General features: G+C 64.2%; 9 protein-coding genes. 7 read left to right on the forward strand and 2 right to left on the reverse strand.

What is annotated here, in order from left to right; translation table 11 throughout:
- Nucleotides 1–223 precede the first annotated feature (223 nt).
- Genes pglW through NTV05_03695 form a run of 6 tightly spaced genes read left to right on the forward strand, consistent with a single transcriptional unit; the run spans nt 224 to nt 17,933 of the window.
- Complete coding sequence (gene pglW, locus NTV05_03670; GenBank protein ID MCX6543494.1) at nt 224–4,426, forward strand: BREX system serine/threonine kinase PglW; 4,203 nt, start codon at nt 224–226, stop codon at nt 4,424–4,426.
- 8 nt (nt 4,427–4,434) lie between these two features.
- Complete coding sequence (gene pglX / locus NTV05_03675; protein ID MCX6543495.1) at nt 4,435–7,992, forward strand: BREX-2 system adenine-specific DNA-methyltransferase PglX; 3,558 nt, start codon at nt 4,435–4,437, stop codon at nt 7,990–7,992.
- A gap of 35 nt (nt 7,993–8,027) precedes the next feature.
- Nucleotides 8,028–11,726 carry a phage resistance protein gene (locus tag NTV05_03680; protein ID MCX6543496.1) on the forward strand — a complete coding sequence of 1,233 codons (3,699 nt, stop codon included), beginning with the start codon at nt 8,028–8,030 and terminating at the stop codon, nt 11,724–11,726.
- Complete coding sequence (gene pglZ, locus NTV05_03685) at nt 11,723–14,509, forward strand: BREX-2 system phosphatase PglZ (protein MCX6543497.1); 2,787 nt, start codon at nt 11,723–11,725, stop codon at nt 14,507–14,509. Before NTV05_03680 ends, pglZ begins: the two co-directional genes overlap by 4 nt.
- Nucleotides 14,509–15,828 carry a BREX system ATP-binding protein BrxD gene (gene brxD / locus NTV05_03690; GenBank protein ID MCX6543498.1) on the forward strand — a complete coding sequence of 440 codons (1,320 nt, stop codon included), beginning with the start codon at nt 14,509–14,511 and terminating at the stop codon, nt 15,826–15,828. The genes pglZ and brxD overlap by 1 nt, the downstream gene beginning before the upstream one ends.
- Complete coding sequence (locus tag NTV05_03695; GenBank protein ID MCX6543499.1) at nt 15,825–17,933, forward strand: DEAD/DEAH box helicase; 2,109 nt, start codon at nt 15,825–15,827, stop codon at nt 17,931–17,933. The genes brxD and NTV05_03695 overlap by 4 nt, the downstream gene beginning before the upstream one ends.
- Nucleotides 17,934–18,297: 364 nt before the next feature.
- Here NTV05_03695 and NTV05_03700 read toward each other — a convergent pair whose 3' ends face one another.
- Together NTV05_03700 and NTV05_03705 are read right to left on the reverse strand one after the other, a co-directional pair.
- Nucleotides 18,298–19,251: a retron St85 family RNA-directed DNA polymerase gene (locus tag NTV05_03700; protein ID MCX6543500.1), complete on the reverse strand. Its 954-nt coding sequence runs from the start codon at nt 19,249–19,251 to the stop codon at nt 18,298–18,300.
- Nucleotides 19,252–19,260: 9 nt separating this feature from the next.
- Nucleotides 19,261–20,166 (reverse strand): retron St85 family effector protein, encoded by a 906-nt coding sequence (locus NTV05_03705; protein ID MCX6543501.1) that lies wholly within the window; start codon nt 20,164–20,166, stop codon nt 19,261–19,263.
- Nucleotides 20,167–20,596: 430 nt separating this feature from the next.
- On the opposite strand from NTV05_03705, the gene NTV05_03710 reads away from it, so the two are divergent.
- A complete protein-coding gene (locus NTV05_03710) occupies nt 20,597–22,693 on the forward strand; it encodes an AAA family ATPase (protein MCX6543502.1) in 2,097 nt (698 codons plus the stop codon).
- Nucleotides 22,694–22,808: the final 115 nt, after the last annotated feature.

Genomic DNA, 22,808 nt, shown 5'->3' on the forward strand with positions numbered 1-22,808 from the left:
TGTCCCGTCCATGAACGGGCGCGGCGCTGCCGCTCCCCGATCGTTCGCTGCCAATGGTTGGGGGCAGTCGCGATGATCAGGTCTCCGGTTTGTCTCGGTCGAGGCTCGACCTACTTCGAAACTGGAGACGCTGAAGCCTGAGCCTTCCCTTGATGTATCCTCATCCACGACTACGAACGCCCGGACCGGCCCACCCGCCGGCCGGGGCTAATTGGCTGCTACCATGGCACTTTCCTCAACTCGCTGGCACGTCATCGCCGAATCCCGCACTCCGTGGGAGAAGGAGGCGCTCGACTACCTGCGCGAGCGGCTGCCCGATCGCGAGCCGGTTCGGGTTTGGTCGAACTTCGAGTTCATCGCGGACGACGGCAGCATCAACGAGGTCGACGCGCTCGTACTGACGGCTACAGGGTTCTATCTCGTCGAAATCAAGAGCCGACCTGGCGTCATCGAAGGGGACGCCCATACCTGGTCCTGGCACGACAGCGGCCGCATCGTCACGGCCGACAATCCGCTCCTGCTTGCCAACCTCAAGGCCAAGCGGCTCAAGAGCTTGCTGCGTCGCCAGCGGGCCTTTCAGCGTGGGCACGTGCCGTTTCTCGATCCTCTGATCTTCTGCTCGGCTCCGGACCAACGGCTCAGGCTTCAAGGGGCGGCTGCGTTGCGGGTGCACCTGCGCGACGAGTCGTCGGACCACTCCAGGGCCGGACAGCCGGGAATCGTCGGCGCCTTGACGGCCGACCGTGTGGCGGCCAACGACCGGGGGCAGTCGCCGGCGCGCATCGACTTACAGGTGGCTCGCGCCGTCACGCAGGCGATGGAGCAGGCGGGCATCCGTCCTGCGAATCGTACGCGCCGGGTTGGCGACTACCTACTGGAGACGCTGCTTGCCGAGGGCCCTGCCTGGCAGGATTGGGCGGCCACTCACGTGTCGCTCGCCAACCTGAAGCGCCGCGTCCGACTGTATCGCGTTCCGCTTGGGGCGCCGGCCGAACTGCGGCAGACGATCCGGCGCGCCGCCGAGCGCGAGTTTCAGATCCTCCAAGGGATCAACCACCCAGGCATTCTCAAGGCCCTTGACTTCCGGGAAGACGAGCGCGGTCCGGCGCTTGTCTTCGACCACGACCCCTCGGCCAGGCGCCTCGACCTCTACATCCGCGAGCAGGGCGCCACGCTCTCAGTTGCCGACCGTCTTCGCCTACTTCGCGAAATCGCCGAGATTGTCCGGGCCGCCCACGAGAAGCGTCTCGTGCATCGCGCGCTGAGTCCGCAGACAGTCCTTGTTTCGGCGCTGCCGAACACACTGCTGCCAAGCCGCGTCCAGATATTCGGCTGGCAGACCGGTGGTCGCGATGGCAGCACCACCGAGGGCGGTGCCGTGAGCGCCACGGCGCATCCCGATGCCCTCGTGGAAGACGCAACCACAGTGTTCATGGCGCCGGAGGCCCACCTCGGCGTCGACACTGGCGAACATCTCGACGTCTTTTCCCTCGGCGCACTGGCCTGGTTCCTCTTCACAGGTCAGCCGCCCGCCGACTCGCTCCTCAGCCTCACCGAACGTCTTCGCGAGGGGCACGGCCTGCGGCTCTCATCAGCCATCAACGGCGCCGGCCGCCAGCTCGAGGAACTGGTTCAGTTCGCCACCGCACCATCGGTCGCGAGCCGCCTCGACTCGGTAGCCGATTTCCTGGAGTACCTGGACCTCGCTGAGCGCGAGTTACTGCCCGAGCAGATCGAGCGGACCATTGAGCCCACCGAAGCACGTGCAGGTGACGAGTTACCGGGCGGCTACAAGGTCGTCCGCCGTCTGGGCAAGGGCTCCACGGCAGTGGCCCTGCTGGTGTTGCAGGAGAACCGGGAGCTGGTGCTGAAGGTGGCGTTGACGCCGGAACAGAACGACCGGCTTCAAGCAGAAGGCGATGTCCTCCGCCAGCTTCGCCATCAGCACATCGTCGAACTCCATGGCGAGTTGGAGATTGCCGGCCGGAAGGCGCTCGTCCTCGACCGAGCGGGCGACAAGACGCTAGCGGAGCGGCTCCGCGCCGAAGGCCGACTGCACGTGGAGCTGTTATTGCGCCTCGGTGAGGATCTGCTGCAGACGGTGGACTGGCTAGAGGCCAAGGGGATCCCACATCGCGATATCAAGCCCGACAACCTCGGCGTCAGCCCAATTGGCGAAGGCGACCGTCTCGAGCTGGTGCTCTTCGACTTTTCGCTCTCGCGCACACCGGCCGATCAGATTCGGGCGGGCACCCCGCCCTATCTGGAGCCGTTTCTGTCGCTGCGCCGCCCCGCGCGGTGGGATTTCCACGCGGAGCGTTTTGCGACCTCGATCACGCTGTATGAGATGGCGGCCGGGACATTGCCCCGCTGGGGCGACGGTCAAAGCGATCCCGCCCTGATAGACGATGAGGTGACCATCGACGGGGAGCTGTTCGACGCCACGCTGCGCGAACCGCTCACCGAGTTCTTCCGACAGGCGCTGCGGCGACACCCGGACGAGCGCTTTCACACCGCCGAGGAGATGCTGCGCGCCTGGCGCCGTGTCTTCCAGATCGCCGAGAAGCCGGTGGACACCGGTGCTGGTGCCGAAGACAACAGCGCGAGACTTCAGGCGCTGCTTGCCGCGGCTACGCTCGATACCACCATCGCGGCTCTTGGCCTGGGGACGCGGGCGCTGAACGCCCTCGATCGGCTGAACGTCATCACAGTCAGTGATCTGCTCTCGACGCCGACGACCAGCGTCTGGGGGATGCGGGGCGTCGGGCACAAAACGCGGCGCGAGATTGGCGAGCTGGTGAAGCGGCTCCAGGAGCGTTTCCCGCAAGCGGTGGTCGTGCCGCGCGCGGCCGTGCCGGACGCCGGCGAGGCAGTTGCTTCTGGACCGGCGGCGCACAGCCTGGATCTGATCGTTCCACACCTCGTGCCTCACAGAGCCGGAGCGAAAGGCGCAGAGGAGCGAGTGCTGCGGCTGCTGCTAGGCCTCGAGCCACCGCACGCCCCCTACGAAAGTGGTGGCGCATGGCCGACACAGACGGACGTTGCACGCGAGATAGGCATGTCGCGCGCGCGTGTCAGCCAGCTTGTGGCCCGGGCTCGCTCACGGTGGCTCAAGGATCCATCCGTCACAGCGCTGAGAACGACGATAGCCGCGGAACTGGAGCGTAACGGATCTGTCCTCACCGCCGGCGAGGTGGCCGAGATGCTCCTGCTCCGCCGCGGCTCGGTGCAAGTGGATCCTACGCGAAGCCTGCACGCGCTTGCGGCTGGGCGGGCGGCAGTGGAGGCAGAGCAGGCGCTCGGTGAGCCGCGTTACGTGGTGCGGCGCAACGGGTCGGTTATTTTCTGCGCGGCGGACGACGCGTGGGCGAACTACGCAGACCGCCTTGGCCAGATGGTCGACCGCCTCCTTGCCTCCGATGTCGTAGTCGCGCCGCAGCGGGCAATGGAGGTTCTTGGCGCCTATGACCCACCGGAGGGCGAGAAGCCGCCGACTTCAGCCCGGCTGATGACGCTGGCGGCGGCCGCTTCTCTCACGGGCGCCGTTTCCGCAAACCGGTTGGAGCTGTATCGCAAGGGGCTCGACGCCGCCCGCGCCCTCAAGCTCGCGTCCAGTGCACTTGTTGGCGTGGACCAATTATCGGTGGAGGCGATCGGCGAGCGTGTGCGGAGCCGCTACCCGGAGGCGCAGCCCCTACCCGATCGGCCCGCGCTCGACGCGCTCCTCGAGGAAGCGGGCCTGCCATTGCGATGGGCACCAGAGGCAGCGGGCGGACGGGGTGCGTATTGCGGCACGCGCGGCCGATCCGGCACGTCGGTGCCAACGTCCACGTTCACACCTGCGACCGCCCCACGTCGCGGCGAGGGGCCGGTGTCGGCCGAAGAGGCCGAGGCCAAGGCGTTCGACGAACGTTTGCGCTACCTCTCCAGGCATGGCGGTTTTGTCGCCCTCGCCGTTGCTGCGCGCTATGCGCGTCCGGCCGTCGAGCGACTCGTCAGCGAGTATGGCGTGGAGCGAGTGAGCGTAGACGACCGGCTGATTGTCGCGATGCGGGAAGAGGCCGCGGAGGCAGGCGCAGAATGGTGCACGGTGATCGCGACCGACGCGGCAGGGCCTGGAAGTCCCGACTGGCCGCTTCTCGTCACGCTGGTGAAGGGGGCGGTGGAGCGGCTCGAACGGAGCTTTGCTCGGCCGGACGGCACGCTGCTCATCGAGCATGCCGGTCTGCTCGCGCGCTACGGCCAGCTTGGGCTGCTCGAGCGGCTGCGCGATCGCGCGGGCCGGCGCGACTCGGGACTGCACGGGGCGTGGGTGCTCGTTCCTTCCGGCCAGATGCCAGCCGTGGCTGGTCAGACTATTCCGGTGATCACGCCCGGGCAGTGGGCAGCAGTGCCAGACCTCTGGGCGCGCCAGAAGGCGTCGTAGGGACCTCAATGATCGACCGAAAGGGCCTTCTCTCCGATCTTACGAAGCTCCTCCGCCACCTCCAGGATGACATCCGGCGTCGGTGTGACGACCAGTCGGACGTCGATCGTTCAGCGCGTGCCGAATGGACCTTTACGCGCGAGGCGGGCCGGACGGCAGACGACTACACGGTCTGGCGCGACGGATGGATCACGCAGGCGGCCGCTGCGTGGATTCTCGGAACCGTGTTCGTGCGGTTTATGGAGGACAACGATCTGATCTCGCCGCCGCTCATCTCAGGGCCCGGCGAGCATCTTGCGGTTGCCCGCGATTGCCGCACGTACTACTTCAATGAGCGGCCGGCCGACTCGGACCGCGAGTACCTACTGCACGTTTTCACGACCGTCTCGAAGCTCCCGGCCGCGGCCGACATCTTCGACAGTCGCCACAATCCCATCTGGAAACTCGGGCCGACAGGTGATGGGGCGACCCAGCTGTTGGAATTCTGGCAGCGAATTGACCCGGCAAGCGGAACCCTCGCGCACGATTTTACGGACCCTGCCCTTGACACGAGGTTTCTCGGTGATTTGTACCAGGACCTATCAGAGGATGCGCGCAAGAAGTATGCGCTCCTCCAGACGCCGGAGTTCGTCGAGGAGTTCATCCTGGACCGCACGCTGACTCCCGCCATCGAGGAGTTCGGCTATCGCGAGGTACGCTTGATCGATCCCGCGTGTGGTTCAGGGCACTTCCTGCTCGGGGCGTTCCGGCGGCTCCTCGATCTCAGCCAGCGACACGAGCCAGCGGTGAACGTACGCGAGCTGGCTCGCAGGGTTCTGGCGAACGTGTGCGGTGTGGATGTCAACCCGTTTGCGGTCGCCATTGCGCGATTCCGGCTGCTGGTTGCGGCGCTTCGCGCGTGCGGGATTGCACGTCTGGATCAGGCGCCGGCGTTCCCGCTCAACGTCTACACTGGCGATTCACTGCTCCATGGGAAACGGTTCTCGGGCGAGGGCGAACTCCAGATGTCGTTGCACGAGGAAGACCCGGTCCGGCGTGCGCTAGCGACCGAAGACGCCGAAGCGCTGAATCGTGTGCTCGGGCAGCAGTACCATGCGGTCGTTGGGAACCCGCCATACATCACCGTCAAGGACAAGGCGCTCAACGAGGCGTACCGCAACCGCTATCACTCCTGCTACAGGCAGTACTCGCTTGCAGTCCCGTTCATGGAGCGGATTTTCGAACTCGCGCTGCCCGGTGAACGAGCGGGCTTCGTGGGAATGGTGACCGCCAACTCGTTCATGAAGCGGGCATTCGGCAAGGAACTTATCGAGAAGTACATGCCCCGCTGGGACGTCAGTCACGTCATCGACACATCGGGGGCGTACATCCCTGGCCACGGCACCCCAACCGTCATCCTGTTCGGGCGGAACCGCCAGCCGGACGCGTCGACGATTCGCGCTGTACTGGGTATACGTGGCGAGGCACAAGCGCCGGACGATGCCGCCAAGGGCAGTGTGTGGTCGGCGATACTTGCACAGCTTGATCTGGCCGGGTCCGAGAGTCATTTCGTCAGCGTCGCGGACGTGCAGCGGGAACGGTTCCACGTTCATCCGTGGACCCTGGGAGGTGGTGGGGCAGCGGATCTCAAAGAGCTTCTTGACAGTGGCTCAGCTCGGCGACTTTCTGAGGTTGTCCACTCGATTGGATTTGCCAGTTTTCCCGGCGCGGATGAGGTGTTTGTTGCGGATCTGTCCGCACTGCGACGGGCGCGGGTCACGACGTCCTATATCAAGGAGTTCGTTACAGGAGAGTCTGTCCGCGATTGGTGCATTGCAACGAGCCAGGCGGCATTCGTTCCATATGACGAATCTCTTTCTCCGATAGCCCTGGACCTCAATGCCCCGTGGGCGAGGCGCACTTGGCTCTTCCGGACGGTCGTCAACGGGACACTGTCGTTCGGCGGAAGAACGCGCGCTGACCAAGGTGACGATTGGTGGACGTGGTATCGGTGGGTGGCTGAGAAGTACCGCACGCCACTTTCGATCTCTTTCGCCGAGGTGGCCAGTCACAATCACTTCGTGCTCGACCGCGGCGGAAAGGCATTCAAGCAGACGGCGCCAGTCATCAAACTGCCGGCGGGGGCCACAGAGGACGATCACCTAGCGTTGCTCGGCCTATTGAACAGTTCGACTGGGTGCTTCTGGATGAAGCAAGCTCTGCATGACAAGGGGGGGGGCGGTATTGGCGGTGGGCTCGCCACCGAGAAATGGGAGCACTTCTTCGTTCACAACGCCGGTGGTCTTTCAGGCTTTCCTCTGCCTCCGGGTCAGCCGCTGAGTCTGGCGTCGGCGCTTGACTGGAAGGCTGTCGAGTTAGGGTCCCTGCGGCTGTCTCTGGGAGATGTTGAACGCTGGGAATCTAAGGATGCGTTGGCGGCTAGGCGCCGTGGCTATGGGGAACTGTTGACCAAGATGCAGATGCTGCAGGAGGAGCTCGACTGGGAAGTCTACGGGTTGTACGGCCTGCTCACTGGTGACTACTGCTATCACCCCCAAGACATGCCGGGGATCCGTGTTGGAGAACGCGCGTTCGAGATTGTGATGGCGCGCAAGATGGTTGCGGGCGAACTCGAGACGACGTGGTTCGAGAGGCATGGATCGACGCCAATCACCGACTTCCCATCGGACTGGCCAGAGGCATATAGAAAGGTAGTTGAGCGCCGAATTGCCCTCATCGAAGCCGACAAATGGATTGGTCTCATTGAGCAGCCTGAATACAAACGGCGATGGAACACTGAATCCTGGGATGTGCAGCAGGAACGTGCTCTTCGCTCGTGGCTTCTCGGCCGCCTAGAGTCGTCCGCGTACTGGCCATCGGTGGAGCTGACCACTTGTGGCCAGCTGGCCGAACGAGCGAAGCGCGACGCTGAGTTCATGGAGGTGGCTGAGGCCTACCGAGGTCATGCGGACTTCGATGTGTTGAAGCTCGTGACTGAGTTGGTGATGGACGAGGCCGTGCCATATTCTCCGGGACAATGCTACAAGGAGTCTGGCCAACGCAAACGGGACGTGTGGGAGCGCACCTGGGAAGCGCAGCGGCGAGAAGATGCAATCGACGCGCGCATTGACTTGCCTGAAGGCCACGAGCATCGTCTGACTGCAGAGCGGGCGAAGGTGCTCAAGGCAAGTGAAATTGGAGACATCCAGGTTCCGCCAAAGTACATCTCCGCGGACTTCAAGTCAGGCCCTTTCTGGCGCCTTCGCGGGAAGCTCGATGTCCCGAAAGAACGATTCATCAGCTACCCGGGCGCGAGTCGCGAGACGGATCCGTCCCCCGTCGTTGCGTGGGCGGGGTGGGACCATTTGAGGCGGGCCCAGGCGTTGTCCGCATACTATGTGTTCGTCAAAGAGCAGGACGGTTGGAGTGCCGAACGCCTGCAGCGGCTCTTGGCGGGGTTGCGCGAGCTTCTGCCGTGGGTGAAGCAGTGGCACAACGATGTGGACCCCGAGACGGGGTTGCGACTAGGCGACTACTTCGCTGACTTCGTGGATGCCGAAGAGCGGGCGCTGGCCGGGCGCGGGTAGCGCACAGCGCGGTGGTGATTGCAAGAGAGCAGGCCGTGACAACGTACATCAAAGACCTCATCGACATCCCCGAACATGTCCACGCGGGCGATTTCGTCCTCAAGCTCGCGGAGGGCGTGGAACGCGCCGACGATACGCTGCGCCAGTACGTCGTCACGCCCCAGCTTGCAGACTGCTTCGACCAGGCCCTCGCGCTCGTGCGCGGGGCGCTGACCGACGGCACGAGCAAGGGCGCCTACTTGCACGGGAGCTTTGGTAGCGGCAAGAGCCACTTCATGGCCGTGCTCCTGCTCCTGCTCCGCAACCACCCGGGGGCCAGGGGTGTTTCAGAACTGGCCGGTGTCGTGGCGAAGCATGGAGAGTGGGTGGCGGGAAAACGTTTCCTCCTCGTCCCGTACCACATGATCGGCGCCGAGTCGATGGAGGCCGCCATCCTCGGGCACTACGCGGCACACGTGCGCCAGCTCCACCCGGACGCGCCCGTTCCTGCCGTCTTCCAGTCGGAGTACCTGTTTGCCGATGCCCAGCGTCTGCGCGCCAAGATGGGCGATGACCGCTTCTTCGCGGAACTCAATGTGGCGGCCGGGTCGCCGCGAACCGGGTGGGGCACGCTGAAGGGAACATGGAACCGCGCGCGTTTCGATGTCGCGATCGTCGCGCCGGCAGGCGATGGCGAGCGGACGAAGCTCGTGTCGGCCCTCGTGCAGACGTACTTCGAGTCCTACGGCGAGGTAGCACAAGCGAACGACGCAGGCTTCGTCCCGCTCGAGGACGGCCTGTCGGTGATGTCGGCCCATGCGAAGGCGCTCGGCTACGACGCCGTGATTCTCTTCCTCGACGAGTTGATTCTCTGGCTCGCCAGCCGCGCGACCGACGCCGCCTTTGTGACCCGCGAGGGGCAGAAGCTGGTGAAGCTGGTCGAATACCAGAACACCAACCGCCCAATCCCGCTCGTGAGCTTCGTCGCCCGACAGCGCGACCTGAAGGATCTGGTCGGCGAGTTCGTCACGGGCGCTGACCAACTCCGCTTCGCCGACATCCTTAACTACTGGGAGGCTCGTTTCTCCACAATCCGCCTCGAGGATCGCAACCTGCCTGCCATTGCCTCGAAGCGCCTCCTTGCTCCCCGCACACCCGAGGGGAAGACGCTCATCGACGCCGCCTTCGATCAGACGACGAGGGTGCGGCAAGAGGTGATGGACATCCTCTTGGCCGGCGATGGCGACCGTGCCATGTTCCGCCAGGTGTATCCGTTCAGCCCCGCGCTCGTGCAGGCGCTGATTGCCGTCTCCTCGGCGCTCCAGCGCGAGCGGACGGCGCTCAAGATCATGCTCCTCCTGCTCGTCGAGCAGCGCGACCGCCTCACGCTCAACGACATCGTCCCGGTGGGCGACTTGTTCGACGTCATCGCCGAAGGCGACGAGCCGTTCACCGACGTGATGCGGAAGCGCTTTGGCGACGCGAAGAAGTTGTACTTCCAGAAGCTGCTGCCGCTGCTCGAACGTGACCACGAAGTGATGTTGGACGAGGTGCGTCGGGGAACGGCGGATGCTCAGAAGACCCGAGCATTCCGCACCGACGACCGTTTGATAAAGACGTTGTTGCTTGCCGCGCTCGTACCGGAAGTGGCCGCGTTCAAGGCGATTACCGCAGCCCGGCTCGCGGCCCTCAACCACGGCACCATCAAGTCGCCCGTTCCTGGTGGCGAGGGGGGCATCGTCCTGGCGAAGTGCAGGCGATGGGCGGCGGAGGTGGGCGAGCTCCGCGTCGGTGACGAGGATCCGAATCCGACCATCTCGCTACAGCTCACGGGAATCGACATCGAGAGCGTCATGGCGCGCGCCCGTGTGGAAGACAATACCGGCAGCCGACGCCGCAAGATCAAAGAGCTACTGTTCCAGCACTTCGGGGTATCGAACGAGGGCGAGCTATTCGAGCGGCACGAGTTCACCTGGCGTGGCACCCGGCGGCTTTGTGAGCTGACGTTCGGAAACGTGCGGGAGATGACCTATGAGGCCATGGCCGGCAGCGACGACTGCTGGCGCGTGGTCATCGACTATCCGTTTGACGAAGCGCCGCATACGCCGCTCGATGACCTGAGCAAGGTCGAGGACCTGCGCGCCAACGAGGACCCTGCCAGGACCATCGTGTGGGTGCCTGATTTCCTGAGCCCGGCCGCGCAGAAGGATCTGGCAACGCTCGTAATGCTGGACGAGATCCTCAAAGAGACGCGGTTTGACGATTTCGTGTCGTACCTGCCGCCGGTCGATCGGCAGCCGGCGCGCATGATACTCGAGAGCCAGCGCAGCCAGCTCCGCCAGCGCGTCACGCAGTACATGGAGGCCGCGTACGGCTTGAGAACGCCAGAGGCCGGCTGGCTCGACACCCGGTCCGAGTTGCCGCTGCACTTGTGTTCGCTCGACGGTGCCTTCGAGCCCAGGATGCCAGCGGCCGGAACGCTGCGCCAGGCGTTCGAGCACCTGCTCGACCAGGCGCTTGCGCACCAGTTCCCTGGCCACCCGGAGTTTGGCACCAGACTATCGAGGACCAACCTCAAGAAGGTGTTCGACGAGGTAGTGCGGGCGGTTGGCGCATCTGAAAACCGTCTTGCCGTCGAGCAGGGCCTGCGCCAGGACATGCGGCAAATCGCCGTCCCGCTGCGGCTGGGAGAGATGGGTGAGACGCACTTCGTGCGCGGCGAGCACTGGAAGACGCACTTCCTTAGGAAGCATGCGCAGGAGGGTGTCCAGGCGATGACCGTCGCGCGGCTTCGTGCCTGGACCGACGATCCGCAGGCGCTCGGCCTGCCTCGGGACGTGCAGAATCTCGTCATCCTGGTCTTTGCCGCCCAGACGGATCGCGCGTTTTTCCGTTCCGGCAGCGCGTTCAGCCCGTCGCTCGACTCGCTGCCAGACGATGTGGAGTTGAAGACGGAGGTGTTGCCGGAGAGCGGCGAGTGGAACGTGGCCGTGAGGCGGGCGGCTGCCATCTTCGGTGTGACCATGGCGCCGCTCTTGAGTGGGCAAAACGTGGCGAAGCTGGCGGGCGACGTGCGCGAGGTGGCGCGCGAGCGGCGCGACGGGTGCCGTCAACTGGTAGCGGGCCTGCAACGGGCCAGCGAGCCAGAGCGCCTGGGTGTGGACTTGCGAGGCGCGAGCAGGAGCCGGAACGCAGCTGTCGGACTAGCGCTCGTGGAGCAGGTGCTCGCGGCGGAAGGGCGCGGTCTGGTGGCCGCGCTTGCGAAGGCTCAGGTGCCGACCAGCGAGCACGCGTTGGGGATCAGCCTGAAGAAGGCGAGCGACCTGGCGGCCGTGCTCGAGGCAGCGGAGTGGGGGATTCTCCACGCGGCGTGCGAGTTGCCCGACGCGCGCGCGACAGAGGGACGGGCGATCAAGGCCATGCTTGCGCTCGCCTTCGAAGCAGACGAACTGGCGACCGCGCTCGGGTCCGCGTTGAAGACGGCGCAGGCGGAGGCGGTAACGCTGATCCGGCGCGTGCCGTCACCGCTACCCGTCGTGGTCGCTCCCGGTGGTTTTGGGCCTGGATCTGTCGTTGTCGATCCGGCACCGCCAGCTGGCACGTCGAGGCGCGTTGTGGATGAGGGACGCGTCACTGACGTAATGCCCGCGGAAGCAAGTGCGGAGTTCGACAAGATCAGAGACGCGATGAAGCAGTCTCGTGAGTGCAGGCTGACGCTGTCGTGGCGTGTAGACCGCGTGGAGGATCGGCGGTGACACCGACGCTGACGCTATCGCCGGCGCACGTTCGCGCCGAGGCGCTAGACGCCCTCCGGAAACGCGTGACTCACGCGGCACCGATCGTCGTCGGTATACGCTATCCGGGCCAGTGGAGCGGGCCATCGGCATTCGAGACCGAGCACGGGACGGTTTCCGTGCTCTGCAGCCAATCGCCCCTGGAGATCCGGGAGCGCCTCGTTGATCACGAGCGGACCGGAGTGCCGCTCGTGATCCTGACCAGCCTCAGCGAGCAGGACCTGGGCGACGACGTGACGGCGCGCCTGGCGGGTCGCCGCCTGCGTCAACCCGATCGGTGGCGGCTCGTCGCGGATCTGTTCAAGGCAAGAGAGGTGGACGGCCGGTTGCCTCCCTGGCTGGTTGACGCGCTCGTAGAGGCTGCGCCCTCGTCTGGCTTCCCACCGGTCGCATCGGGGATTCTCGATCTCGATACCGCGTGGCGCGTGTTCCTTGGCGAGTTGCTCGGATTGCGCCACGAGCGTCCCGACCTGCAGATGCTGATCGAGTGGACGAGCGACGCCAGTCGCGTTGAGCGCTATCTGCGGGCCGACGACGCCGTGCGCCAGGGAGTTTCGGCGCGACTCGAAGAGACGGCTGGCGAGGCCGCGCGCGCTGTGCTCGCGATGGTGCAAGGGGGCACTGGTGCCGACGTAGTGCCGGCCGGCCTCGTGTGTCTGGTGTTGTACGACTCGAACGTGCGAGGGGAGCCGACCGTTCGCGAAGCGGCCGTTCGGCTGGAACGCTTTCGGGCCGGACTTCCGATGGGCATCGAGGCGGGCGAACGATGGGGGCGAGGTTCTCGCGAGCTGCTGGCCAAGGCGGACCCAGGTGAACGGCGTCGGTGGGTCGATCGCGCCGATGCCTTGCTGGTATCGCTCGGTGCTCGCGACTGGGCGTGGGTGGCGGACTGGTCGCCAGCAGGGTTCGAGCAAAGGCTCACGCGCTTCGCAGGGGAGTTGGGTGCGTTCGTGGCGGCCCGTGCGTCTGCCCAGGATCGGGTTGCACCGCTCAAAGACATCGAGAGCCTGGCGCACAGTGTCGGAGCGCACGACGAGGCGCGCACGCAGGCGGATAGGGCTGCTCGGGCGGTAATGGCCTTGCGCCTTGTCCGTTGGATCATCACCGAGACTGCTGACGCGTCCGGAACGCTCGACCAGGCGGCCACATCGTACGTGCGAGACGGGGCATTCGTCGACCGGGCGCGCATGGCGCTTCGAGACGGCGATGAAGTGCCCGCCGTGGCCGACGCCTACCGGGCGCTGGGCGACGGCGTGACGGTCGAACGCGAGAAGACGAACCGCCGGTTTGCCGAGAGACTGGCTGCGTGGCCGGGGGCTGGGCCAGACGAGCAGGTGTTGTTGCCGATCGAGCGCGTGCTTCAGGAAGTTGTCGCCCCGATCGCCCGATCTGTTCCCGTGCTCGTGGCTGTCATCGACGGGATGACCTGGGCCATCGCGCACGAACTTCTTGCGAGCCTTATGTCACGCGGCTGGTCGCCGCTCGCTCCCGACGGGCGGGATCCGCTTCGGGCCGTCGTCGGCGTGCTGCCTACCACTACCGAGGTGTGCCGGGCGAGTCTGCTGTGTGGCGCGTTGACCCGGGGTACCGGCGAGGCCGAGCGCACGGGATTCGCCTCGCATTCCTCGCTTGTCGCAGTCTCGAAGGCGAAGTTCCCGCCGCGCCTGTTCCACAAGGGCCAGGTTGGCGCGGATGGACACGGGCAGCTTGCCCAGGATGTGCGCGACGCCGTGGCATCACCGGACGTTCGCGTTGTCGGCGTCGTGGTGAACGCCGTGGACGACTACCTCCACAAGGCGGATCAGGCAAGGCCACGCTGGAGTCTAGACTACCTTCCGCTTCTGGGCGCCCTCCTGTATGAGGCTCGCCAAGCAGGCCGAATCGTCGTTCTCACGAGCGACCACGGTCACGTCGTGGACGCGGAGATCGGCCTTGGTGGCGGTGAGGATGCCGACCGATGGCGCGTGACGGGCGTGGCGCTGTCCAACGGCGAGATGATGTTCGGAGGGCCTCGGGTCGCGGATCTGTCGTCGGCCTGGCCGTCCGGCGCGAGCGACCGTCGGGCGAGCGCTTGGCGCCACGGTTCCCTTGTGCTGGCGTGGAGCGAGCGCGTCCGTTACGGGATGCGCAAGAACGGATATCACGGCGGCGCCACGCCGCAGGAGGTTCTCGTTCCGCTGCTTGTCCTCGGGACCGCAGAGATGCAGGCGCCGGGCCTTCAGTCGTCGATTATTCCGATTCCGACATGGTGGGACCCCGCGGTTGCTGCTCTGGCTCTCCAGCCTGCGGTTGCTGCTGTGGTGGCTGCACCGTCTCCGGCGCCCGTTCGGGAACCGCCTCGAAACTTGTTGGAAGTGGCCGAGTCGCCGGAACCTCCAACGCCAGCCGAGACGACACAGGCCCCAGCCGCGGTCGTAGCCACCGGCCAGCAGCCAGGGCCGCCCTGGCTAGACGCGCTGTTCACATCTCCGATCTACGTGGAGCAGCGGGGCCAGGTCGCGAGGCTTGGACTGGCCGATGACCGTGTGAGAGCGGTCTTGATGGCGCTGCACGAGCGAGGTGGCCGGATGACGCGACCGGCGATTGGCCAGCGCCTGGAGCTTCCGCCTACGCGCCTGAACGGGCTGCTCGTTGCGGTAGCCCGACTCTTGAATCTCGATGGGCAGTCGGTCATCGAGATCGACGATCCGTCGGATACTGTTGTCCTGAACATCGAGCTCATGAGACTGCAGTTCGAGGTGTGATGAGCCTGAGTGCGCAACGTCGACATGACCTACTCGACGCGCTTCGACGCGGGACCGTGCCCCAGTCGAGTCTGGACGTACTTGCCGTAGGTCTCGAGCCGTTCGAAACGGCGCTGCAGGCGGAACTCGACACGGCGGCACGGGGCGGCGCCGTGTTCAAGGCGGTGCGCGGGGAGTACGGAAGCGGCAAGACGTTCTTGGCCAGATGGCTCCAGGAGACTGGGCGGCGGCGTGGGTTCGCGAGTGCCGAGGTGCAGATCTCGGAGACCGAGACGCCCCTGCACCGGGTGGAAACGGTGTACCGGCGCCTGATGGAGCGGCTGTCCACGGCTGCTGTGTCGTCAGGCGCGCTTCGGTCGGTGGTGGATGGCTGGTTCTTTGCGCTCGAGCAGGACGTGCTGGCCGAGGGTGTCATTGCCGAGGCCGACGGCGCAGGCTTGCTCGCTCGCACCAACGAACTGATGGAACAGCGACTGGCCGGCATCACTCGGACTGCACCCGGGATCGCCGCAGCACTGCGAGCCTACCGTGCAGCCATTGCGGCGGGGGAGCGGGCCGTGGCGGACGGTCTGGTCGCCTGGATATCCGGGCAACCGAACGTCGGCGCCGCGATCAAGCGCAGCGCAGGCATCAAGGGAGACATCGACCATTTCGGCGCGCTGAGCGCCCTGCAGGCCCTCCTCGTCATGCTGCGCGACTCTGGTCACGCCGGCCTCGTGGCGGTGCTCGACGAGGTCGAGACGCTACAGCGGATGCGTGGCGATGTACGCGATCGTAGTCTCAACGCCCTGCGGCAACTCGCAGATGAGGTGGATGCTGGCCGATTCCCAGGTCTCTACTTGTTGATTACCGGTACGCCGGCCTTCTTCGACGGCCCACAAGGGATCTCGCGCCTGACACCTCTCGCGCAACGGCTGCACGTCGACTTCGCGACCGATGCTCGATTCGACAATCCGCGGGCGGTGCAGATTCGACTACAGGCCTTCACGCACGACCGGTTGATGGAACTAGGGCGAAAGGTCAGGGACATCTTTGCCGATGGCGGCTCGCACAACGAGCGGATACGGGCCGTTGTGGACGACGCCTATCTTCACGACCTGGCCAACACCGTGACCGGTTCGCTCGGAGGCAAGGTCGGCATCGTGCCGCGCATCTTTCTCAAGAAGCTCGTCGTTGACATTCTCGACCGTGTCGACCAGTTTCCCGACTTCGACCCGCGGCGCCACTACGCCCTGACGATTGGTTCCCAGGAACTCACGCCCGCGGAACGGTCTGCGCGGGGTGCTTCGTCGCCCGACGAAGTTGAAATCGATCTGTGAGCACCTTCGACCGCCTGCACCCCGCCGTACAACACCACGTCGTCAACTCTCTAGGATGGCGCGACCTTCGCCCTCTTCAGCTCGAAGCCATCGATCCTCTTCTTGATGGTGCACACGCGCTACTTGTCGCGCCCACAGCCGGCGGCAAGACCGAAGCTGCGGTGCTGCCCGTGCTGTCGAGAATGCTAGCGGAGCATTGGTCCGGTCTGTCCGTTCTCTACCTGTGCCCGCTGCGAGCGCTTTTGAACAATCTGGAACCACGCCTCGCTCACTATTGCGGTTTGGTTGGGCGGCGAGTCGCACTTTGGCACGGCGACATCGGTTCAACCGTGCGACGGCACATCCTCGATGACCCGCCTGATCTGCTGCTGACGACGCCAGAGTCGCTCGAGGTGATGCTCGTCAGCCAGCGCGTCGAGCACCGGCCGTTGTTCGGCGACCTGCGAGTCGTGATTGTCGACGAGGTGCACGCATTTGGGAGTGATGATCGCGGATGGCACTTGCTCGCCGTCCTCGAGCGGTTGCGTCGGCTGGCCGGACGAGAGCCGCAGCGAATTGGACTGTCCGCGACCGTCGGAAATCCCGACGCCTTGCTGGAGTGGCTGGCCGGCGCGGCCACGGGTGAGCGGGTTGTCGTGCGCGGAGGGGCCGGCTTCGATGCCGCGGCTGAAGTAAGTATCGACTTCGTCGGCAACGATGCGAACGCCGCGACCGTGATTGCCGCGCTTCATCGAGGCGAGAAGCGGCTCGTATTTTGCGACAGTCGGTCGGGGGCGGAGACCATCGCGTCCGCGCTACGCGCAAAGGGAACGCAGACGTTCGTGTCCCATAGCTCGCTCAGCGCCGACGAGCGACGGCAGACCGAGCAGGCGTTCGCGGAGTCGTCTAGTTGCGTCATTGTCGCGACCAGCACGCTCGAACTCGGGCTTGACATCGGTGATCTCGACCGTGTCATTCAGATCGACGCACCCGGAAAGGTCGCGTCCTTCTTGCAGCGGCTCGGTCGAACAGGCCGACGCGCCGGGACGGTCCGCAATTGCCTCTTCCTCGCTCGCGACACCGGGGCGCTTGTTCGCGCGGTAGCGCTCCGTCAGCTATGGGCAGACGGTTATGTCGAGCGCATCGAGGCTCCAGCCTCGCCGATGCACTTGCTGGCGCAGCAGATCATGGCGTTGTGCCTACAGGAGCGCGGGCTCCCGGCGGGAGACTGGCCGGCTTGGATCGGGCGACACCGTGGCTTCGCGGCGATGACGCCAGGCGAGCGCGACGAGGTCATCCGCTTCATGCTCGAGCGACAGTACCTCTTCGAGGACGGCGGGGTCTGGTCGCTTGGGACCGAGGCCGAGAGGGAGTTCGGTTGGCGGCACTTCATGGACCTGGTGTCGGCGTTCACCTCCGAGGGGCTGTTCTCCGTTCTTCACGGCGAGCTTGAACTCGGCTCGGTGCATCACCTGACATTTGCGTTGGGCCGCGAGGGCAACACCGTCTTGCTGCTGGGCGGTCGGTCGTGGGCTGTGGAGCGCGTGGATTGGGCGGCTCGGGTTGCTTACGTCGTGCCGACCGATGCTCCTGGCAAGTCGCGCTGGCTCGGTGACGGCGTGCCGCTTGGCTTCGACCTCTGCCGAATGATCGCGCGCGTCGTCGCTGGACGCGTGAACCTGCCTGCCGCCGCACTGACGCGCCGAGGCCGGAAGGCTTTCGAGGAAGCACTTAGCGAGTTCGCCTGGAATGATGGGCAGGGCACCAGCCTCCGAATGCGAGGCGATGGGTTGGTGGAGTGGTGGACCTTTGCCGGCGCGCGCGCCAACGCGAGCTTGGCGGCATCGCTAGGCGTGGCTGGTCTGGCGGCGCCGCAACATGACAACTTCTCGATCCGGCTGGCGGCGGACGGTATGTCCCAGGCCGCGATGGCCATCGACCGGCTCAAGAGCGGAGCCACGTCGATCGTCCTGCCAGCGGTGACAGACGACGCCATCGCCGGCCTCAAGTTCTCGTCCTGTCTCCCTGACCATCTTGCGCGACTGGTGCTTCAGCGCCGCGCGGAGGACTCGGAGGCGGTGGGGTGGGTACTCAAGCAGCCGGTGGCGACCATCGAATCCGCGTAGCTGGGATTCGCCCTCTCTGCCCGAACCGGCCCGACTTGGCCGTTCTGCGTCGCTGTCAACGTGGTAGTCAGGCGCGAGGCGAGATGGTCAGGGAGTGAGGTTGAGATCATCATCTGCCTGTTGCTCAGGGATGGCAGGCGGGGGTCACTACCGAAAGTGCGGCAGACTGTTGACGCTCCCGGTGCTTGTCATGGGCGTCATCTCGAACACCGTTGAGCCAGACAGAAGTCACCACTTTCACAAGTGCGAAGGAGACATTACTTTGTCGAAACCGACCAGCGCCGTGCAGGGACGGTAGCTCGTTCGACCCTCCACTCGCGCTCGAGGTTCCGCATCGTGAAAGCCGTCTACGGCCTGGCGATGCCTACACTGCGGGCTTCCAATTCATGTTCATCGAGCCAATGATCCGATCGCTGCCGAACTTAAGAACGAGTCGATTAATGAAGTCGGGCTCAAGACTCTTTGCATGAGCTAGCCATCCTGCTAGGTAGAGCCTTTCCTGCATGTCGAGCGACTCCAGGCGGTGAATCATCCCTCGGAGCAGTCGTTTTCGCTTCCGACCCAACGAACAGTGTCTACTTGAAGCCTGACGCTCACAGGTCAGGACCACGCCGGTCACCGCTCGCCGTGTCTTCATCGACGAGTACCGAGTCTTGTCCCTATTCAAGGCCAACCCGCGCGGGTACGACAGGCGACGGAGAATCTCGGCAACCCTCCGTTCCACGGCCCCTAGCTCGCCGATCCTATTCGTGGAAAAGAACAGGTCGTCAGCGTATCGTGAGTACGTCCCATCCAGTCCGCTTGCAAGAGCATCAAGATTCCGGTCCAACTCAATGCACACTGCGTTCGAGAGGGCTGGCGACGATGGTGCCCCAATACACAGCCTTCGGTCCTTCAGGACAATGCCCAAGAAGAACCCGACGCTGTCCTCGTCCCACACAGTTGTGGCTCCCTCCACACTCGACTGGAGTGCGAGGAACGCGCGTATGTCATCTTCTTGAATCGAAGGAAAGAACTCCTTGAGGTCCAGGCGCAGCAGGAATCTGTTCTCGAGGTGGCGTTCCGCGTTCTGCCGAATCCCGAGACCCGGTCTGTATGCGGTCGCAGCTGGATGAACTGGAAATTTCGAGACGACGGTTTCTGCTAGCCAACGTTGCAGTAATTTGAGCTCCCGAGATGGATGGAACACCTCGCGTTTGGAACCATCTCGTTTAGGAAGGAACAGCCGTTTGTAGCGTCTGCTCGCTGACCGAGAGATAGCATCGAGGTACGGAGCGGGTAGCAACAGTGCGGACGCAAGATAATCCCGCAGATTCATACCGACATGTCACGCAAGTTCGCGAAAAAGTTGCCGCCACTCTGGTATCGCTGACAAGCCACCGAGGTACTGGGCACGGAGTCTAGGTAACTCGTCGACTCTCGGGGATGCTTCAGCGCTGATGCCAGCCCCTGGGACCGCGGAGTAGTAATCAGCGCCCTTGTACCTCTTGACAGTTACCTGAGCGAGCGCTTTGAGGATCGCCAAGGCCTCCTTCGTTGTGAGCGAAGTGTTCTTCCCCACGACTTCCTCGACCATGGCATCGCATTGCTCAGCCGTCAATGGGCCCGCGATGAAAACGATGTCGGCCACCAAGAACATAAGTTGCTTCGGTTGGTTGGAGATTGGCCCCCTATCGACCTCCAACGGTCTCCCGATGCCAGTGGCCCGACTGAGTCGTTCGAAAATATCCTCGCCACTTAGCAGGATCGCGTCTAGGTCGCAGTAGATTGCCTTTCCGAAACGCGAATACTTGTCGATCAGAGACACCGGCCCGAAATTGATGAAGGATCTCTGGCCCAGATAGCGCCGATCCAGAATGGCTAACATTCTACGGCGAAGAGGTTCGCTCAGTGCAAACGCCCCGAGTTCAGCGATCGAGCCCGCACTTTCGACGATGACGACGACCAAATCAGCAAGGCGAGCAAGCTCCTCCTCGAGTTCAAGCATGTTCCGGCCGCTCGCCTGAATCTCCATCCAGACATCTTCCGCGTAGAAGACGAGCGGCAAAACGCTGTTCGGCCGCTGGGCGAGGTACTCCCGGAGGCGTGCGCGGCGTGGACTGTCCTCCCGACCACAGAGAAGAACCAACGGCTTTAACTTTGAAGGGCGCGCGGCGCTACGCCGCAGAGAGACGACCAAACGCTCGCGAGCGCGGCCGGACGCAGGGTGGCGGCTGAAGTCTAGTTTGCTCATCCTACCGTGAGCGGCCGGCGTTCCGAACGACGGCGGCTGCCCCAGCGGCCGACGTCGTTCGGAACGCCGGCTGCTATACGAAACAACTGGTACGGGCTGGCTATACACCAGCCACAAAGAGGCGCCCCGATGCCCTCTCATTGACTAGGAGTCAGACCCCAGCGCACCACCCCGCGGACACGAGTAGGCTCAGGCTACAAAATGGAACTCCCCAGACACTCGCGCCGGCCGGAGTATAGCGCTTCGAGCCGGCGACCACAAACAACCGTATCGCGGTTCTACAAAGGTGGCGTCAGTGGGCGGATCGGCGCACAATACCCCCTTGATGACCTAAACCGTCACCATCTGCGCACGCGGCCGCGTGAACGGAAGTATTTCCCGTCGCGGGTTGGCTGGCGCCGCGAGCGCCAGGGGTAGATTGAGGACAAGCATGGCGACAGTACCAGGACTGCAGCAAGCAATCACGAACTTCGATCGGCGGGACGCACAGCAGAAGGAGAAGCTCGGTCAAGAACAACGGCAGGAGATCCTCAAGCGTTTCCCTCTTGAGGGTTGGCCGACCCTACCGGTAGAGCGCTATGCACTAGGACAGGCGGATTCGAGCGACACGTACTGCCGATGGGTCGAGTTCAAGTCCTCTGAACTGGGCAGCGTCCGCGGTGGGTCGTCTGCGAAACTCATTCTGTACAAGCGCAGTGACAAGCCGGGCTGGTACGTGGCGCCATTCGCGAAGGACGAAGTCGAAGGTTGGGATCTCCTCCGCGGTACCTTCGTCAAGGCGTTTGAGCTTGCCTCGCGTGAAGAATGGGCGGAGATCGAAGCGCTCGAGCCTCTCCAGTACGGTCCCGCACTCTTGCTCAAGACACTCCACATCTACTTTCCCGAACACATCGTCCCGGTATGTTCCACCGCGCACCTTAAGCACTTCCTCGGGCTATTGGGAGAAGAGCCGTCATCGTTCAAGTCCCTGGGGCCAGTGCAACTCAACAGGCGTTTGCGAGACGTGGTCCGTGCGCGTCCCGAGTTCAGTGGGTGGTCCGACGGCGAGATCATGCGCCTAGTCTATGTATGGCGAGACCCACGTCCCGGCGCCCGCCAGATTGTCAAGATCGCACCCGGTTCCGGAGCGCGGTTCTGGGAGGAGTGCCTCGCAGGCGGCTATATCTGCGTTGGATGGGACGCGGTGGGAGATCTCACAGAATACCAGGACGAGGCCGCCTTCCGGGCGAGGTTCGCTGAGCTGTTCGCGGAGGAGTACAAGACCAATCCCTCCAACATTAAGAAGAAGGCCACCGAAGTCTGGACTCTCCGCGAGTTGAAGCCCGGTGACTTGATTGTCGCCAACAAGGGCAAGACGCAGATATTGGCGGTCGGTGAAGTTGTCGAGCCCGGGTACGAGTGGAACACGGAGCGCTCCGACCACAGACATACCGTGCGAGTGAAGTGGGACACCTCAATTGCCCGGGAGATTCCACCGCAGGAATCGTGGGGATTCGTCACGGTGGCAAAACTGCCGGCGGCACTCTACGAAGAACTGATTGGGGACGGCCCGGGCCCAGTGCCCGAGGATCCCCTTTTCCTGGAGCTGCAGGCTGCCCTTGATCGGAAGAAACAGGTGATCCTGTACGGACCACCAGGAACCGGAAAGACCTGGGTCGCGCGACGCTTTGCCATGTCCTGGTTGGCCCGGCGGAATGGCCGAAGCGACGCGGCCGCCCTCCTCGGCGACAAAGAGAAGTTCGCTCGTGCGGAAGCTGACCTCACGAACAGCGGCCATCTTCTCCAGCTCACGTTCCATCCCTCATACAGCTACGAAGAGTTCGTAGAGGGATTCAGGCCCGTGAAAGGGGAGTCCGGGGCCTTGTCGCTGAACCTCGAGGATGGAGTGTTCAAGCGATACGCCAAGGCAGCAGCCGCGAAGCCAAAAGACACGTTCCTGTTGCTGATCGACGAGATCAACCGGGCCAACATCGCCAAGGTGTTCGGCGAGTTGATCACCCTCATCGAGGCCGACAAACGGGGGATCGGAATCGTCCTTCCACAGAGTCGTGACCGATTCGTCGTACCCCCGAACCTGTTCATCATCGGCACGATGAACACTGCCGACCGCAGCATTCGCCTGATGGACTCAGCGCTGCGTCGCCGCTTTGCCTTCGTGGAGATCATGCCCAGTGCCACGATCCTCACTGGCGCGAAGGTGGGAACACTCGCCTTGGAGGACTTCCTTGAGGCGCTGAACCGCAAAATCGCGTCGCGCGAAGGGCGCGAAAAGCAGATTGGGCACGCGTTCTTTCTCGATGGCACTCAGCCTGTCACCGACGTCACGGAATTCGGGCGACGAATGCGGTACGACGTCCTTCCCTTGTTGCAGGAATACTGCTACGACGACTATGCCCGCCTTGCGGAGTACGTCGGCCAAGAGTTGGTGGATGCGGAGGGCCGTTTGAACACGCAGTTGCTGGACGATCCGGAATCAGTTGTGAGAGCGCTCGAGAAGCACCTGCTGGCCAAGTCGACAGAGGAATGATGACCGGGCCAAGGCCAGGCATTCTCTGCAGAACGGTGGCGGAGTGGCAGTCCATCCTGCTCGAAGGGTGTTCGCTCTCGCCCGGGGACCTACCCCTCCTCCGCACCCTCGCGAG

Source organism: Acidobacteriota bacterium (genome assembly GCA_026393755.1).
GTDB lineage: Bacteria > Acidobacteriota > Vicinamibacteria > Vicinamibacterales > JAKQTR01 > JBAXOX01.

Bases quoted from the DNA above. Each gene is read 5' to 3' on its own strand.
- NTV05_03710 (MCX6543502.1), top strand. From the start codon at position 20,597: ATGGCGACAGTACCAGGACTGCAGCAAGCAATCACGAACTTCGATCGG.
- pglX (MCX6543495.1), top strand. From the start codon at position 4,435: ATGATCGACCGAAAGGGCCTTCTCTCCGATCTTACGAAGCTCCTCCGC.
- pglW (MCX6543494.1), top strand. From the start codon at position 224: ATGGCACTTTCCTCAACTCGCTGGCACGTCATCGCCGAATCCCGCACT.
- brxD (MCX6543498.1), top strand. From the start codon at position 14,509: ATGAGCCTGAGTGCGCAACGTCGACATGACCTACTCGACGCGCTTCGA.
- NTV05_03705 (MCX6543501.1), bottom strand. From the start codon at position 20,166: ATGAGCAAACTAGACTTCAGCCGCCACCCTGCGTCCGGCCGCGCTCGC.
- NTV05_03700 (MCX6543500.1), bottom strand. From the start codon at position 19,251: ATGAATCTGCGGGATTATCTTGCGTCCGCACTGTTGCTACCCGCTCCG.